The organism is Rhodococcus sp. NPDC057135, from assembly GCF_042670865.1.
In the GTDB taxonomy this organism is placed as follows: Bacteria; Actinomycetota; Actinomycetes; order Mycobacteriales; family Mycobacteriaceae; genus Rhodococcus_F.
Genome location: NZ_JBHUUU010000018.1, coordinates 43,188 through 58,597, shown reverse-complemented (window position 1 = coordinate 58,597; position 15,410 = coordinate 43,188). Strand labels below are relative to the sequence as shown.

General features: G+C 62.8%; 14 protein-coding genes. 4 read left to right on the top strand and 10 right to left on the bottom strand.

The genetic code is table 11. The features are described 5' to 3' along the window. Positions 1–61: 61 nt before the first annotated feature. The gene (locus ACFT1A_RS27075) at positions 62–1,876 is read left to right on the top strand and encodes a penicillin-binding transpeptidase domain-containing protein (protein ID WP_378449522.1); all 1,815 of its coding nucleotides are present in this window, start codon (positions 62–64) and stop codon (positions 1,874–1,876) included. 4 nt (positions 1,877–1,880) lie between these two features. On the opposite strand, the gene ACFT1A_RS27070 is transcribed toward ACFT1A_RS27075, so the two are convergent. Next, on the bottom strand, positions 1,881–2,690 hold the full coding sequence (locus ACFT1A_RS27070) for a LuxR C-terminal-related transcriptional regulator (protein WP_378449572.1): 810 nt from the start codon (positions 2,688–2,690) through the stop codon (positions 1,881–1,883). Between the two features lie 178 nt (positions 2,691–2,868). Between ACFT1A_RS27070 and ACFT1A_RS27065 the strand changes: the two genes are divergently transcribed. Continuing rightward, positions 2,869–4,491, top strand: coding sequence for an AMP-binding protein (locus ACFT1A_RS27065; protein ID WP_378449521.1), 1,623 nt, complete (start codon positions 2,869–2,871; stop codon positions 4,489–4,491). Between the two features lie 57 nt (positions 4,492–4,548). Here the strand turns inward: ACFT1A_RS27065 and ACFT1A_RS27060 are convergent, their stop codons facing one another. The 6 genes from ACFT1A_RS27060 to ACFT1A_RS27035 are packed head-to-tail and all read right to left on the bottom strand — an operon-like array spanning position 4,549 to position 10,291. After that, the gene (locus ACFT1A_RS27060; protein WP_378449520.1) at positions 4,549–5,334 is read right to left on the bottom strand and encodes an ABC transporter permease; all 786 of its coding nucleotides are present in this window, start codon (positions 5,332–5,334) and stop codon (positions 4,549–4,551) included. Next, a complete protein-coding gene (locus ACFT1A_RS27055) occupies positions 5,309–6,211 on the bottom strand; it encodes a 2-aminoethylphosphonate ABC transporter permease subunit (RefSeq protein ID WP_378449519.1) in 903 nt (300 codons plus the stop codon). Before ACFT1A_RS27055 ends, ACFT1A_RS27060 begins: the two co-directional genes overlap by 26 nt. Then, positions 6,208–7,383, bottom strand: a complete 1,176-nt coding sequence (locus ACFT1A_RS27050) for an ABC transporter ATP-binding protein (protein WP_378449518.1) — start codon at positions 7,381–7,383, stop codon at positions 6,208–6,210. Before ACFT1A_RS27050 ends, ACFT1A_RS27055 begins: the two co-directional genes overlap by 4 nt. 2 nt (positions 7,384–7,385) lie before the next feature. Continuing rightward, on the bottom strand, positions 7,386–8,435 hold the full coding sequence (locus ACFT1A_RS27045) for a 2-aminoethylphosphonate ABC transporter substrate-binding protein (RefSeq protein WP_378449517.1): 1,050 nt from the start codon (positions 8,433–8,435) through the stop codon (positions 7,386–7,388). 25 nt (positions 8,436–8,460) lie between these two features. Continuing rightward, positions 8,461–9,138 (bottom strand): phosphonatase-like hydrolase, encoded by a 678-nt coding sequence (locus tag ACFT1A_RS27040; protein WP_378449516.1) that lies wholly within the window; start codon positions 9,136–9,138, stop codon positions 8,461–8,463. Between the two features lie 25 nt (positions 9,139–9,163). Continuing rightward, entirely contained in the window at positions 9,164–10,291 is a 1,128-nt protein-coding gene (locus tag ACFT1A_RS27035; RefSeq protein ID WP_378449515.1) for a TIGR03364 family FAD-dependent oxidoreductase, read from the bottom strand. 96 nt (positions 10,292–10,387) lie between these two features. Between ACFT1A_RS27035 and ACFT1A_RS27030 the strand changes: the two genes are divergently transcribed. Then, the gene (locus tag ACFT1A_RS27030) at positions 10,388–11,131 is read left to right on the top strand and encodes a GntR family transcriptional regulator (RefSeq protein WP_378449514.1); all 744 of its coding nucleotides are present in this window, start codon (positions 10,388–10,390) and stop codon (positions 11,129–11,131) included. A gap of 101 nt (positions 11,132–11,232) precedes the next feature. Further along, a complete protein-coding gene (locus tag ACFT1A_RS27025; protein ID WP_378449513.1) occupies positions 11,233–12,084 on the top strand; it encodes an SDR family oxidoreductase in 852 nt (283 codons plus the stop codon). Positions 12,085–12,115: 31 nt separating this feature from the next. Here ACFT1A_RS27025 and ACFT1A_RS27020 read toward each other — a convergent pair whose 3' ends face one another. From ACFT1A_RS27020 to ACFT1A_RS27010, 3 genes are all read right to left on the bottom strand, one after another. Beyond that, the gene (locus tag ACFT1A_RS27020; RefSeq protein ID WP_378449512.1) at positions 12,116–13,243 is read right to left on the bottom strand and encodes an FAD-dependent oxidoreductase; all 1,128 of its coding nucleotides are present in this window, start codon (positions 13,241–13,243) and stop codon (positions 12,116–12,118) included. Positions 13,244–13,252: 9 nt separating this feature from the next. Further along, positions 13,253–13,939 (bottom strand): TetR/AcrR family transcriptional regulator C-terminal domain-containing protein, encoded by a 687-nt coding sequence (locus ACFT1A_RS27015; protein WP_378449511.1) that lies wholly within the window; start codon positions 13,937–13,939, stop codon positions 13,253–13,255. A 264-nt stretch (positions 13,940–14,203) separates the two neighbouring features. Then, positions 14,204–15,364, bottom strand: coding sequence for a serine hydrolase domain-containing protein (locus ACFT1A_RS27010; RefSeq protein ID WP_378449510.1), 1,161 nt, complete (start codon positions 15,362–15,364; stop codon positions 14,204–14,206). Positions 15,365–15,410 lie beyond the last annotated feature (46 nt).

Here is a 15,410-nt window from a genome sequence, read left to right as displayed (position 1 = left end):
GGTGGGTGCAATGGTCGCGCCTACCCTGACCGCGTCGGTTGCCGCCCTAGTATGGGGCTCGATGAACACTCGGCATTTCTCTCGTAGTCGCTCGGCCCAACTGTTGGCCTCCTGCACCGTGATTTTCTTGGCGGTGGGGATCAGTTCGTGTACTCCGAAACCCGCCGGCCCCGAGCCCGTCGCGCAGCAGTTCCTGAGTGCGTTCGGTGACAGAGACATCGACGAGGCAGCAAAATTTACGGACCGGCCTGATTCTGCCGGACCCGTGTTGAGCGATACCTGGGATGCGCTTCAGGCCGAGTCGATGACCGCTGAGACCACGTCGGTGAAGATGAACGGAGACACCGCCACGGTCGGCTACACCTACGAGTGGCATCTCCCGAAGGACCGCGTCTGGACCTACGACGGCGAGCTGCAGATGGGGCGCAAGGACGGCGACTGGTCTGTCCGGTGGAGTTCGACGGACGTTCATCCCCGTCTCGGTGACAAACAGACGATGTCGTTGCGGGCAACCGCTGCGCCGAGGGCGAGGGTCAACGAGCATTCGGGCACGGACGTCCTCGTGCCGGGAATCGTCTACCGCGTGAAGTTCGATCGCTCGAAGAGCAACGACATCATCGGCTCCGCGAACAGTCTCGCAAGCGTTCTCGGGCGATTCGATTCGTCGCTGACGGGTCAGTCGATCGCGGAATCGTCGACGGCCGTCAAGGGCGACTATCTGGTGACCCGGTTGCGCAGTGACGACTACGACCAGGTTTCCGCGCAATTGGGAGCCATATCCGGGGTTTCGGTGTCGGACGAATCGGATCTGGTCTCGACCGACCCGGAGTTCGCACCTGACCTGCTCGGGCAGATCAAGAAGACGATCATCGACGAGGTCGACGGCAAGGCCGGCTGGAGTGTCGTCACGGTCAACCAGAACGGCGTCGACACCGACGTGTTGACCGAGACTGCGCCGCAACCGGTTCCGTCGTTCAGTATCAGTCTGGACCGCAACATCCAGATCGCTGCGCAACGCGCGGTGAACGTGAACAAGGATCAGGCGATGATGGTGGTCATCGAACCGTCGAGCGGTGCCATTTTGGCCGTTGCGCAGAACAAGGCAGCAGACCGCGACGGACCGGTCGCGACGATGGGTCAGTACCCGCCCGGTTCGACGTTCAAGATCATCACGGCAGGCGCGGCAATTTCGACGGGTCAGGCGACTCCCGACACGATGGTGCCATGCCCTGGCCGAATCGAGATCGGCGAGCGCAGCGTCCCCAACTACAACGAGTTCTCACTCGGCACGGTGCCGATGGCAACGGCCTTCGCTCGTTCGTGCAACACGTCCTTCGCGAAGCTGGCCAGCGAGATGCAAGCCGACACGTTGACCACTGCCGCAGCGCAGTTCGGCATCGGTCAGGACTACAACGTGGTGGGGTTGCCGATCGATTCGGGTTCGGTGCCGCCGGCGTCGGATCTGGTGCAGCGGACCGAGGACGGATTCGGTCAGGGCAAGGTCGTGGTCAGTCCGTTCGGAATGGCGATGGCGGCGGCGACGGTTGCGAACGGTTCGACACCGGTGCCGCAACTGATTTCGGGACGTGAGACCACCATCGACGGTGAGCGCCCGGCGATCACACCGGCCATGGTCGACGGTCTGCGCGGAATGATGCGACTCGTCGTCACCAGTGGTACCGCCGAACGCGTCGAAGATCAGGGTGAGGTGTACGGCAAGACCGGTGAAGCCGAGGTCGACGGGGGATCGCACGCATGGTTCGTCGGCTATCGCGGCAACCTGGCCTTCGCCACTCTGGTTGTGCGGGGCGGAAGTTCGGACAACGCAGTCGCCGTGACCCGTGACATGCTCACCGCCCTGCCGGAAGGTTACTGACCCGTCAGGGGAGCAGTCCCAACCTGCGGGCGGTGACCACAGCTTCGTGGCGTGAGCTTGCGTCGAGCTTTCCCATCGCGCTCCGCAGGTAGCTTTTCACCGTTTCCGGGCGAAGGGAAAGTCGTTGGCCGGCTTCGATGTTGGTGCAGCCGAGTGCGACTTGAGAGAGGACGTCCACTTCGCGTGGGGTGAGCATGACGTCGGTTTCGGTGCCTGCAGTGGGCCGCAGCAGGTTGGCCAGACGCTGGGAGAGCCCGCGGAGTTTCGTCTGTAAGTCGGTATCGGTGACAGTCTGGGCGACACTGCGTAGTTCGGCATGGACTCCGCGGATTTCTTCCGAAGACATACCGTCGGCTGTGGTTGCTGCGGCGGCCTGAAGTAGTTGCAGGCGACGGTCGACCTCGTCGCGGATGGCGAACTCCATGCCGAGGCGCCGGGATGCGCTGACCATGACGTCTGCCGTGCGGTCACCCAACGGAGCCGAATCACGGATAGCGGCGTACAGAACGGCGCGCGATTTGCCGGAAACCATGACGGGAACGGCGATGATCGAATGCAGGCCCTCGCTGAGAACAGGTCGGTCGAAGTGATGAGTGATGGACTGCGAATTTCCGTAATCGTTGACGGTGATCGGTGAACCCTGCGCAACGACGCGCCCGCCCATGCCGGATCGTGGAGGGATTGCCAGGCCCTTGAGGTTGTTGGTGCGGGTGCCGACGAATTCGCTCAGGTGCAGGGTTCCGTCCTGGACCTCGCCTCCGAACAGCACAGGAACAACACCCTGAGCTGCAATGGTTCGGAGTTCACCTCGCATTGCGTCCCCGTCGCGGGGACGCAGAAGTGACGAAGCATGTCGATTCACGCAGGTACCCCTTTCTGGGGGTAGTGAAGTTCTCTTGTGAGCTAGATCATAGGGGGTGAACAGTACGTATGACGAGCCGCCAACGTAACCGGTCGGGCCAACCATACGACGATCGATAAGGAGCAAGTTGATGAGCACCGATCCCACCGCACGGGTGCGCGAGCTGCTGGACCAGTACGACACCCCGCATGCCAGCGCCGCAGAATTGCTCTGCGATCGGCATCCCGCGGATGGCGTTGCATTCACCGTCGTCGAGGCAGACCTTAGCTCGGTGGACCTCACTTACGGTCATCTACGTGAGCAGTCGGCGCGTTTCGCAGCAGCTCTGGCGGACCTCGGAGTCGAGCCGGGAGACAACGTGGCGACTCTCATGGGTAAGTCTGCGGATCTCGTGGTCGCGCTCCTCGGAATCTGGCGCCGCGGCGCGGTCCACGTGCCGTTGTTCACGGCATTCGCCTCGCCCGCCATCGCATTCCGCTTGACGGCCAGCGGTGCGAAGGTCGTCATTTCCGACGTCAATCAGCTCGACAAGCTCGCGCCGGGTGAGGACATCCCCGCCGACGCGGCGTGGCAGGTCATCGTCGCCGGCGGCGCAGCCGGGGACGAATTGGACTTCGACGCCCTCCTCGCAGCTCAGGATGCAGAAGACCCGAAGGGCGCTGCTCAGGCCGTCGGCGGAAATGCGCCGATGGTGCAGTTGTTCACCAGCGGCACCACAGGAACACCCAAGGGCGTGCCGGTACCGGTGCGTGCGCTCGCGTCGTTCCACGCCTACCAGGAGTTCGGCCTCGACGTCCGCGAGGACGACGTGTTCTGGAACGCCGCGGACCCGGGCTGGGCGTACGGGTTGTACTACGCGTTGCTCGGCCCGCTCGCCGCCGGAACGCGAAGCATTCTGCTGCACGCCGGATTCTCCGCGCCCCTGACGTGGCAGATCATCGAGAAGTTCGGTGTCACCAATTTTGCGGCCGCTCCGACCGTGTACCGCAGTCTGCGTGCCGACAAGGCGCCGGTTCCGGAAGGCCTTTCGCTGCGCCGCGCGTCCTCGGCCGGTGAGCCTTTGACCCCGGATGTGGTTGCGTGGTCGAAGAACTCGTTGGGCGTCGAGGTCCGTGATCACTACGGCCAGACCGAGCACGGCATGTTCATCGTCAACGCGTGGGCCGACGGGCTCCGCGAGGACGTGCGCCCCGGATCGATGGGTCGTCCGTTGCCGGGTTGGTCTGCTGCTGTGCTGGAAGACAATTCGGATGACATCGCACCGGCTCGCACTCAGGGCCGTGTTGCGATCGATACCCACAACAGCCCGTTGATGTGGTTCACCGGATACGTCGATGCTCCGGAGAAGACGAAGCAGCGATTCAGCGAAGACGGCCGCTGGTACATCACCGGTGATGCCGGAATGACGGACGAGGACGGATTCTTCTTCTTCTCCTCGCGAGACGACGACGTCATCATCATGGCCGGCTACCGGATCGGACCCTTCGACGTCGAGAGCGTGCTTGTCATGCACGAGCACGTCATCGAAGCCGCCGTCGTGGGCATGCCCGACGAGTTGCGCGGTGAGGTCCTCGAGGCGTTTGTCGTTCTCCGCGAAGGCGTCGACGGCGACGACGAACTCGAGAAGGAACTGCAGACGTTGGTGAAGAAGAAGTTCGCGGCGCACGCGTACCCGCGCACCGTGCACTTTGTTCCGAACCTGCCCAAGACCCCGAGCGGCAAGGTTCAGCGGTACATCTTGCGGAAGGGCTAAACCCCTTGCTGTGCGCCTTTATTAACCGCGGGCGGTTAATAAAGGCGCACAGCAAGGTCAGCGCCGACGGATTCTGCCGACCACCATGAGGGCGACCAGGGTGACTGCAAGCAGCAGAGTCGTATTTGCTGCGGCAAGAAATACCTGGCCGCGGTCGGTGAGTCCGAAGATGCTGACCGGCAAAGTCTTCCATGTTGCCGGATAGACCATGACGGTCGCGCCCAGTTCGCCCATCGAGAGCGCGATGGAAAGTCCCGCGGCCGCACCCAATGCTGGGAGTAGTAGCGGAAGCGTCACTCGCGTCAGTACCCGTACGGGGCCTGCCCCGAGCGATTCCGCAGCCTGGCGGTAGGCGGGATCAAGTCGTTCCAGTGCCGCAGAAACCGCGCTGAATGCAAAGGCGAGCACCAGAACGGTGTGAGCGAGAATCACGATCCACTTGGTACCGCCGAGCAGCAGCGGGCGCTCGTTGAAGGTGATCAGCAGACCCAAGCCGACGGCAACCGAGGGAACTGCAATCGGCAGGTGGAACACGGCGTCGGTGATGCGGCGCAGCCACATCGGTGCCTCACGAGAGGCCAGTGCGGCCCACGTTCCGACGATCAGTGCCAGTACTCCCGAGATGAACGCAGTCTGCAAGCTGACGGTCAGGCTGGCGAAGTTCTCGTCGGACAGCGCCGTGGAGAAGTTCTTGCCGCCGAGATTCGACGGGAGTGGCCCCGTCCACGATCCGGCCAGCGCAGCCGCGACGACGGTGGCGATGGGTGCGACGAAAACGACCGCGACGACGAGGGCGAAGAATCCGAGAACGAGAGCCCTAGAGCTTCGTGTCCACAGCAGCATGGCTGCCTCCCGTCAATCTGTTGAAGGTGAATCGGTAGAGGCAGTACAAGCCGAGTGAGAGTGCGACCTGGACCGTCGCGATCACTGCCGCGCCTGGCAAGTCGAAGGTGACGATGCCACGGGTGTAGATGAGGACCGGCAGAGTTACGACGTCTTTGGCTCCGGTGAAGAGCACGATGCCGAATTCGTTGAGTGTCAACAGAAGTACGAGCGATCCACCGGCCAGGAGTGCTGGCCACGCTTCCGGCATCACCACCTGTCGCAGAACGCGGACGGGTGACGCTCCGAGGCTGGCTGCGACGTCGAGTTGTTCACGCGGGATCTGGGTGAATGCCGCAAGAAGTGGACGCACGACAAAGGGCGTGAAGAAGGTGATTTCGGCCGCGATCACACCGAAGGGAGTGTTGAGGAAATTCAGGGGCCCATTCGCGTCGCCAGTGATGCGGACGATCAAGGCGTTGACGGCGCCGGCCGTGCCGTACAGGAACGTGAACGCCAACGTGATCAGGAAAGACGGCAGCGCGAGCACCGTGTCGATCAATCGCCCCACCACCTTGGATCCGGCGAATGGAACGAAGGCAAGCACCAAGGCGAGGAAAGTGCCGAGGACCAGGCAACCCAGGGTCGACGCCACGGCGATGTGGATGGTCCGCCAGAGCGCGGTTCGGAACAGTTCCGATCCGAGCACCGAAGACCACGTGGACAGGCCGGTGCCGTCAGCGGTGCTCAGCGATTCCGTGAGGACCCGCGCGGTGGGATACACCGCGAACACGAGCACCAGAAGCAGTGGCGGTAGCGCCCACCCGATCCGGCGCCACGGAATCGGGTCTTTGTGTTGGGGCACAGCGGTTTCGGGGCGTTCCAAGGTTGTGGTCATGGCCGGCGGTCCGCCGGAACCAGAACGCTGCCGTCCGTGGGCAAGACGACGCCGACCTCGGTGTCGACCGGTCGTTCGTCGTGTCCTGCAACATCCGCGTCGACGCGGACGTTTTCGAGGCCACGGACAGCCAGTGTCAGACGCGTCGTCGAACCACGCCAGACGCTCGAGACGATGCGTGCCGGGAACGATCCTCGCGCACCGACGCCGGTCACCACTACCGCGTGCGGACGAACACACAGGTAGGCATCCATGTCGGACTCCCACTCGATGCGCCCGATCTCGGGTTGAGGGGCGTGAGCAGTGAACGGAGCGCCACCGATCGAGACCAACGCGGAGGTACCGATGACGCGAGTGACCGTGCAGGGCAACAGGTTGGCGCCGCCGAGAAAGGCCGCCGTGAAGCTGGACGGCGGACGCTTCCACAAGGCCTCCGCGGTGTCGATGTCCGCGAGTCTGGCATTGCGCATCACTGCGATTCGGTCCGCGAGCGCCAGGGCTTCACTCTGATCGTGCGTCACGTAGAGCATGGCTGTGTCAGGTAGTGCGGCGCGCAGTCTCGCCAGTTCGCCGAGCATGCTCTCGCGAAGTTGAGCATCCAGGGCGGCCAGCGGTTCGTCGAGGAGGAGTACTCCGGGACGAATCGCCAACGCACGAGCGATGGCGATCCGCTGCTGTTGACCGCCGGAAAGCTCACGCGGCAGACGCTTTCCGTACGCCGACATCCCGACCATGTCGAGGGCTTCGGCCACGCGTGGGCCGATCTCCGACCGCGGCACACGGTGGGCTCGGAGTCCGAAGGCCACGTTCTCGGAGACCCTCATGTGTGGGAAGAGCGCGTACGACTGAACGACGACGCCGATTCCTCGTTGTGAGGGAGGGAGATTGGTGATGTCTCGGGTGCCGAGCTTGACCGAACCGGACGTGGGGCGGACAAATCCCGCGAGGGCCTTCAGAGCGGTCGACTTGCCGGATCCACTGGGCCCCAGCAGTGCCACAGTTTCACCCGGCGCGACTCGTAGATTGAAATCGACGAGGGCGTGGGTTGCGGTCTTTCCGCGGCCGTAGGCGACGTTGACGCGATCGAAGGTGATGGCCGGAGCCGAATGTTCGATCGCTCCGTGGACACCGACGGTCTCGGGGAGCGTCCGCCCCAGTCTGGTTCTTGCCATGATCAGCTCCCGGTGGCTTTCTGGTAGGCGGCGATGTCGGCGTCGAGCGAGCTGAGGACGTCGTTCCAGTTCGGGGTCCACACGTTGACGCCCTGCAGAACTCCGGAAGGCGTGTTCTTGTCGGTGGATTCACCAGTAGCGCTTCGGACGTCCTCGCGGACCGATACGCCGAGTGCATCGGTGGCGACGGTCTTCTGGGATTCTTCGGAGAGCAGGAATTCCATGAGCTTCTTGGCTTGCTCGCTGCTCGGAGCGCTCTTGGCGAGCCCCATCACGTAGGGCAGTGCAATGGTGGTGCGAGTGCCGTCGGCTCCGGCGGGGAAGAAGATGTCGAACTTCGATCCGTCGTCCGCGATCGAAGCGAGGTTCATCTGGACGTCACCGTTGGCGACCAGCAGCTCTCCGTTGCTGACCTTGGGCTGGAGCTTTCCAGTCGAGGACGAGGGGCCGACGTTGTTTGCCTGGAGCTTTCCGAGGTAGTCGAGTGCTCCTTCCTTACCCATCAGGTGCTGGAGCAGCAAGAGCACCGCGGTGCCGTCGCCGGCCTGGCCGGGCGTGGAGTACTGCAACTTGCCCTTGAACTGATCTGTGAGTAGGTCGTCCCAAGATTGTGGGGCGGGTGATGCAGTCGGATTGGCAATGAACGAGAGGTAGTTCTCGACGACGGGTACGTACTTGCCTTCGTCGTCCTTCTCGTCGGCCGGAACGGCGGAGGTGTCGATTCCGCTGGGCTCGAGCAGACCCTGCGCGTCGGCCTTCTGAATGAACGGCGGCAGGGTGATGATGACGTCGGCCTGTGGGTTGGACTGCTCCTTGTCGACGCGGGAGACGACCTCGCCGGAACCGGCTTCCACCAAGTTGACAGCGATGCCGGTCTGCGCGGTGAAGGCGTCGAATCTGCCCTTGTACCAACCGGACAGGCCGTCGGCGCTGTAGACGGTGACGGTTTCGGTATCTGATCCGGCGGCAGTGCCGGTTCCACCGCAGGCTGTGGTGAACGAAAGGACGGACACGGCGAGAGCGGCCGCAGCGATGCTCGGGCGTAGACGCATGACGATTCCTTCTTCGGAGGTGAGATCAGGGGTGGGTGAGGAGTTCGGCGAACTCCGTCACGGACGGGACGATGTGGGTGGCACCGGCGTCGCGCAGTTGTTGCTCGTCGTGAGCGCCGGTCAGAGTTCCGGCAACGATCGATGCGCCGGAACGAATGCCGCTGAGCACGTCGTTGGACGTGTCGCCGAGTACGGCGATCTGGTGGACGTCGTCGATCGAAAGTTGGAGCAGCGCAGTCAGAATCAAGTCAGGGAAGGGGCGACCGCGACCGGCTTCGGCGGGGGAGAGGGTGAGATCGGCAAGGGTTTCCCAGCCGAGCGCGACGAGGAGTTTATCCTGCGTCGATCGGCTGAACCCGGTGGTCAAGGCAACTTTGATGCCGGCCTCGCGGAGTGTGGTGATGGCTTTCTCCGCGCCGGGGATCGGCTCGGCGAGCCCCTGGTCGATGAGGGAGTCGTACGTGGTTTCGAAGGCGGCGTTCGCGGCCTGGGCGCGGTCTTCGTCACCGAAGATCGCGCGGAACACGACGATCTTCGACTGGCCCATCGTGTCGAGGACGTACTGGCGAGCGGCATCGGCTTCCGGACCTTCGGCGGGCAGTCCGCCGGCTTCAGCGGCGGCAGCGAAGGCGCGAAGAACCAGTCCGTCGTCGGCGACGGTGGTGCCGGCCATGTCGAGAACGGCAAGGGTGATGGGAGACATGAGAAGTCTTTCTTGTCAGAAGGATTCAGAGACCGAGCTGGTCGGCGGTTTGCTCTGCCAGTGCCGGGCCGAGCGTCATACCGCGGCCACCGGGGCCGGCAACCACCCAGACGTTGTCGGCGGCCGGTGCGCGGTGAACCAGTTGTGAGGGGTCGAGGCACTGGCTGTAGACGCCCGCCCATCGCTTGACGATGGGCGGAAGATCGCGTCCCAGAAGTGTTTCCACCACTGTGGACAGATGGCGATAGGGCGCCTCGTCGACGTCGAAGTCGAACGGCTCCTCGTACTCGTGGGTGTCGCCGATGGTCAGCCCGCCGTGCAAGCGCTGCACGCACAGGAGCTGCATGCGGTGCGCCTCGGCAGTCGGTTCCTGCGGCTGCACGGTGCGAAGGTGATCGAGGGCAGATCCGGCGAAACCGGGGTAGTAGCGGAAGCTGTCGCCGTCTGCGATTGCGGTGGTGAGCTTTTCGCCGAGTGGGGCCGTCTGCATCATCTGTAGGCGCACACGGCGCAGGGGGAGATCTCCGGCGAGATCGCGAGCCAATCCGCCGAGTATCGCTCCGGGGCAGACGATCACGAGATCGGCGTCGAAGTTGCGGCCGTGGTCGTCGCGGATGTGTACGCCGGTGCTGTTCGTCGTGATCTCACGAGCTTCTGTTCCGGCGTGGAAGGTGTAACGGCCGGTGGATTCGAGGTAAGAACGGATGGCGGGGAGCGCTTGCCGTGATTCGACTGCGGCGTCGAGGGTGCAGTGCAGTCCGCCGAGAAACTTGCCCCGGAGCGCGGGGTTGACGGCACGAACGGCGTCGGGATCCAAGAGTGCGAACCCTCTGTTGTCAGCGTCCGGCCGAGAGAACGCTTCCTGCGCGACCGCAACCTCCTCCTCGGTGCGCATGAGGGTGATCGAACCCGCCGCTCGGTAGCCGACGCCGGGGACACGGGCGGCAAGGTCTGCCCACAACTCGCGCGAGCGCAGCGCCGCTTCGAGTTCGTTGGGAGCTCGCCCGGATACCCAGACGAGCCCGAAGTTCCGTACCGTGGCACCGCGGGCTTCCGGCTCGCGTTCGAGATGAACAACCTCATGTCCCCGGCGGATTGCCTCGTCGGCGTGCGCCGTTCCGAGGATTCCTCCGCCCACAATCAAAATTCGCATGTAGAGATAGTGACGTTTGGTCTAGACCAATAGGGGGAATCGAGACGAACTCCAGGTTAACAATTGGTATAGACCGAATTCTTGTACGCTTGCGCCATGAATCAGCAGACGTCCACCGGGCCGGGGACCTCGAGCGTCGTGATCGAGCCGGAGCTGAAGTACTACCGCGTCCGCACCGAGATCGAGACCATTCTCAGTGGGCTCGCGGAAGGTGACGCCGTCCCGTCGGAGCGGGAACTGGCATCGCGGTTCACGGTCGCTCGTGAGACGGTCCGTCAAGCGCTTCGCGATCTGCTCGTCGAAGGACGGATCGAGCGGCGTGGGCGGGGCACCGTCGTTGCGAGTCCGAAATTGGTGCAGCCCCTCTCGCTTCGTTCCTACACCGAGGGCGCGCTGAGCGCTGGGCGAGTGCCCAGTCGTGAAGTCGTGACCTTCGAACGAATGTCGGCCGACGACGGTCTCGCCACTGAGTTGGGTATCGAGGTGGGCGACACCGTCGTTCATCTCGAGCGTGTCCTCTTCGCCGACGGCGAGAAGATCGGACTCGAATCAACGTTCTTGCCGGACAGCAGGTTCGGTGAGATGATCGACGCCTTCGATGCGACGACATCGCTGTACGCTGCCATCCGCTCCATCGGCGTGGTCTTCGCCTCCGCTACCGAACGAATCGAGACGGTGCTCGCTTCACCGCGGGAGGCGACGCTCGTCGAGTCCACCACCTCGATGCCGATGCTTCTGCTGCACCGGACGTCCGTCGACCCGGAGGGCGTGCCGATCGAGCGGGTGCGCTCGCTCTACCGCGGCGACCGTATTGCCTTCTTGACGACTCTGCGCGAGTAGTCGGGGCGTTGAGGGGTTCTGCTGGTACCCGGAACGGCAGGCACTCCCGCCCTCGTGAAACCTGGTCTGTACTGGACTCGTCAAACGAGAGGACAGTACGCATGAGTGACAAGAAGGTCTGGTTTGTTACCGGCGCAGGCCGGGGCATGGGAATCGACATTGCGCAGGCGGCCCTTGCCGCCGGGCATGCGGTGGTGGCAACGGGGCGTGATGCGGACCGCGTTGCTGCAGCGATCGGTGAGCATGACGACCTGTTGGTGATTGCCTTGGACATCACCGACGAACAAGCCGCATATGCTGCGGTGGACACGGCAGTTGCACGATTCGGTGGAATCGACGTGCTGGTGAACAACGCCGGAAACTTCTACGCCGGGTTCTTCGAAGTTGTCAGCCCGGCGCAACTTCGCGCTCAGATGGAGACCAACTTCTTCGGGCCGATCAATGTGACACGGGCGGTGTTGCCGGTGATGCGTCGGCAACGGAGTGGACACGTCGTGACCGTCAGTTCTATTGCGGGCCTGCGCGGTCAGGAATTTTGCGGAGCCTATGCTGCGTCGAAATTTGCGTTGGAAGGCTGGATGGAGTCCTTGCGATTCGACGTCGAACCGTACGGTATCGGCACGACCGTCGTGGAGCCGGGATTCTTTCGCACCGAACTGCTCGTCGAAGGTGCGTCGTCGATCTGGCCGGAACTGTCGATCGCCGACTACGACGCTCGGACCGGCGAGACCGTGGAAGCGTGGAAGAGTATGAACGGCTTCCAGGGCGGGGATCCGGTAAAACTTGCGTCGGCGCTTGTGACGCTTGTCGATTCGCCGTTACCTCCACGTCGTTGGGTTGCCGGAGCCGACGCGGTATCCGCGGCTGAGCAGAAGGCCAACGAATTGCTTGATCAGGTCGAAGCCCACCGTGCGCTGTCGTCGTCGCTTGCTCATGACGATGTGACGATGTGACGATATGACGATCTAGCCGGAAGCGGTCAGGTCACCCATGTGCGCTGAACATGTCCAAGAGTCCTTGGGGTGCGTTCTCGCCGAAGCACATGTCCAGGCCATCAGCCGACTGTTGTGCCGATGCGGCGCTGCGCGGGAAGAGTCGCTCTTCGTAGGCAGCGAGTCCTTCCTCCGTGCCGCTGTGCGACGCGATCGCTTGACCGAGTTCGGCGCCGTCGAGCATTGCCAGGTTCGCGCCCTCCCCGGCAAACGGCGACATGACGTGGGCCGCGTCCCCGAGCAGTGTGACGCCGGGAGTGTGACTCCAGCTGTGTCCGATGGGAAGGGCATGGATGGGACGAGGGGTCAACGAGCTGTCCGCTTCGACGATGATCGACCGGAATGACTCGTCCCAGTCCGAGAAGTGTTCCAGCAGAATCTTCTTCGCAATGTCGTCGTCGGAAAAATCGACGCTCGAAGCCCAACTCTCGGGAACTCGGAGGGCAGCGTAGATGTGCAGACTGTTGTCGGTCTCACGGTGGGCAAGGAAGCCCTTGTCGGCACTGAGCGCGAACATCATTCCGCCGCCGACTGTTTCGGCGGATTCCGCGTGCTGGTTGTCGGCGTCGTGAAGGTCGAACTCCACGAATGATATTCCGGTGTAAACCGGAGTGGCGTGTGAAACCAGTGGACGGATTTTCGACCACGCGCCGTCGGCGCCGACCAGGAGATCGGTGGTGAAGTGGGAGCCGTCCGCGAGATGAACTTCGTGTCGACCGTCCGGCAGTGCATGGGCGCCGCGTACCTTGGCACCCCAATGGACGGTGTCTTTAGGTAGTGAGCCGAGTAGTAGGTCGCGCAGTTGCCCGCGGTCGACTTCGGGGCGGTCGCCGTCTCCCTTGTCCTCCTCGCTCAGGTGCACGACGGCATTTCGATCGAGAACGCGCATCTGTTCACCGCCTTGATGAACGAGTGCGCGGAACTCGTCGTACAGACCGGCGGCACGAAGTGCGATCTGGCCTGAGTCCTCGTGGATGTCGAGCATCCCGCCTTGAGTTCTGGCTGTCGGTCCGGATTCGAGATCGAATACCGCCGAATTGATTCCGTGCTGATGGAGGACTCGGGCGAGCGTGAGGCCACCGAGGCCGGCGCCGATGATTGCGATGGGGTAGTGGTTCATGGTGGGTTCCTAAGTAGTGATTGGGGTGTTCTCGATGCCCGTGATGAGCGTTCGGAATCCCCAGGAGAGGCGTGCGGTGGGTTCACCGGCAAGTAGGGCTGTGGAATGGCTTGCGACGAGGGGGTGCGTCTGTGGGTCTGCGTGCTCGATTGCGACGGTCAAGGCGTTCCACCGGGCGTCCGTGTCCGAGACGTTGTTCGGCGCCGAGTGCTCGGCAGCAGTGGACGTCGCGTACTGAAGTAGGAGGTCCACGCCCCAGGCGGCTTGAGCCGAGGGAACCGTGCCCTCGTCGAGCAATGCCAACAGGCGTTCGAGCAGGCGTACGTAGTGAACTCCGCTTGGCCGCGAAACAAGAGCCGACTGGGCAAGGCCGGGATGATCGAACAATACGGCCGTGTAGGACGTCAACACCCGTTCGAGGCGCGCTTGCCAAGTGCCGGAGATATTTTCGGCGAGGTCGACGACTCCGAGCAGCTCATCCAGAAGCGCGGCGTGCAATTCGGCTGTGTTTCGCACGTACACGTACAGCGACGCGGGTCCGGTGTCGAGTTCCAGGGCGAGTCGACGCATTGTCAACTTCTGTAGCCCCTCCGAGCGCAAGATATCCACCGCCGCACTGACGATGCCCCCGCGTGTCAGTGCGGGTTTGGCCGGGCGATTGCGTCGGCTCGATGGACTTGCTGGGTGAGTGGGCATGACTTGACCATACACGAACATGTTCGTAACGAACATGTTCGTTGGATCACGCGGTGGGCTACATGCCCGTTCCACCGGAAAGCATCGCGATCGTCAGCAGGATGCCGCCGACAATCCCCACAAGCGGGTTGTCACTGTTGAGTAGCCAGTCGTTCGACGATCCCATGAGCGCCTCTTTCGGATTCGATCTGTCGATGGTCGAGCCTATCGACAGATCGAACCCGATATGTCACTTTTATTCGATTGTGGGTGGGGGCAGAGTGATCAGCCGTAAACGTGGTCCGGGCTGATCAGCTTGGTGATGGGCACCATCAGAGCGCTGGTCAGGTCAGTCTCGCCGTCGATATCGGTGTTGATGAAGACGACCAGGGTGGTGTCCTTCTCGGGCAAGTAGACCGAGACGGTCTTATAGCCGGGCAGGCTTCCGTTGTGACCGATCCAGCCGCCGCTGTTGAACAATCCGAGTCCGTACCCGGAACTGTCGTCCCCTTCGCTCAAGTTCACGGTTTGCAGGCGCTGCTTCTGAATGTCGTCGGTGAGGAGATCGCCCTTGGCCAAGGCTGGAACCCAGATGCGCATGTCGCCCAACGACGAGATCATCGCACCCGCGGCGCCGCCCCACGACGGATTCCAATCCGTTGCCGCGGTCACGGATTCGTCGAGCGTTTGGTTGGTGTACCCCTGTGCGTGTGGGTTCGGGAACGCGTTGGTGGTGGGAAAGCTGGTGTGCTCCATCCCGAGTGGTGTCGCGATCTTGGTGTCGATGACTTCCGACAGATTTGAGCCGGAGACCTTTTCGATCACCATTCCCAGCAGAATAGTGTTGGTGTTCGAGTAGTCGACGGTGGTCCCTGGTCGAACCTGAAGTGGGAGATCCTTGACGTACCCCACGAGCTCTTCAGGTGTGAAAGCTCGGCGAGGATCCGAAAGATATTCCATGACAAACTGTTCGGACGTTGTGTAGTCCACAAGGCCGCTGCGCATCCCCGCCAGCTGGCGCAAGCTGATCGCATCACCTTCCATGACACCATCGACGTACTTGGAGATCGGATCATCGAGACCGATCTTGCCCTCGTCGACCAATTGCAGCAGGGCGGTCACGGTAAACGTTTTGGTGACGCTGCCGATCCGGTGGTAGAAGTCGGTTTCCATCGGTGCTCTGGTTGCCGTATCCGAGACTCCTGCAACCTTGACATAGTTGCCGTCGGGTCCCCAAATGCCCACCATCGCACCGGGAATCCCGGTCGAATTCACCGCTGCGTCAATGATCGAATCGAGCTGGTCGGTGACGGCAGAGTCCATGACCTTCTCGGATGTGGCTGTCGGATTGTCTGTGGATTTGTCCGTGCTGCAGCTGATTACAGCCCCGGCAACCATGGCGCTGCACAAGCCGACAAGCATGATGCGTCTTGCTCCGATTTTCATGAGTCGAACTCTGCCTGCCCGACGAGGCGTGCACATCGACCCCCGG

Bases quoted from the DNA above. Each gene is read 5' to 3' on its own strand.
- ACFT1A_RS27020 (WP_378449512.1), bottom strand. From the start codon at position 13,243: ATGAACCACTACCCCATCGCAATCATCGGCGCCGGCCTCGGTGGCCTC.
- ACFT1A_RS27015 (WP_378449511.1), bottom strand. From the start codon at position 13,939: ATGCCCACTCACCCAGCAAGTCCATCGAGCCGACGCAATCGCCCGGCC.
- ACFT1A_RS27045 (WP_378449517.1), bottom strand. From the start codon at position 8,435: ATGCGTCTACGCCCGAGCATCGCTGCGGCCGCTCTCGCCGTGTCCGTC.
- ACFT1A_RS27040 (WP_378449516.1), bottom strand. From the start codon at position 9,138: ATGTCTCCCATCACCCTTGCCGTTCTCGACATGGCCGGCACCACCGTC.
- ACFT1A_RS27025 (WP_378449513.1), top strand. From the start codon at position 11,233: ATGAGTGACAAGAAGGTCTGGTTTGTTACCGGCGCAGGCCGGGGCATG.
- ACFT1A_RS27055 (WP_378449519.1), bottom strand. From the start codon at position 6,211: ATGACCACAACCTTGGAACGCCCCGAAACCGCTGTGCCCCAACACAAA.
- ACFT1A_RS27075 (WP_378449522.1), top strand. From the start codon at position 62: ATGAACACTCGGCATTTCTCTCGTAGTCGCTCGGCCCAACTGTTGGCC.
- ACFT1A_RS27030 (WP_378449514.1), top strand. From the start codon at position 10,388: ATGAATCAGCAGACGTCCACCGGGCCGGGGACCTCGAGCGTCGTGATC.
- ACFT1A_RS27035 (WP_378449515.1), bottom strand. From the start codon at position 10,291: ATGCGAATTTTGATTGTGGGCGGAGGAATCCTCGGAACGGCGCACGCC.
- ACFT1A_RS27060 (WP_378449520.1), bottom strand. From the start codon at position 5,334: ATGCTGCTGTGGACACGAAGCTCTAGGGCTCTCGTTCTCGGATTCTTC.
- ACFT1A_RS27010 (WP_378449510.1), bottom strand. From the start codon at position 15,364: ATGAAAATCGGAGCAAGACGCATCATGCTTGTCGGCTTGTGCAGCGCC.
- ACFT1A_RS27070 (WP_378449572.1), bottom strand. From the start codon at position 2,690: ATGCGAGGTGAACTCCGAACCATTGCAGCTCAGGGTGTTGTTCCTGTG.
- ACFT1A_RS27050 (WP_378449518.1), bottom strand. From the start codon at position 7,383: ATGGCAAGAACCAGACTGGGGCGGACGCTCCCCGAGACCGTCGGTGTC.
- ACFT1A_RS27065 (WP_378449521.1), top strand. From the start codon at position 2,869: ATGAGCACCGATCCCACCGCACGGGTGCGCGAGCTGCTGGACCAGTAC.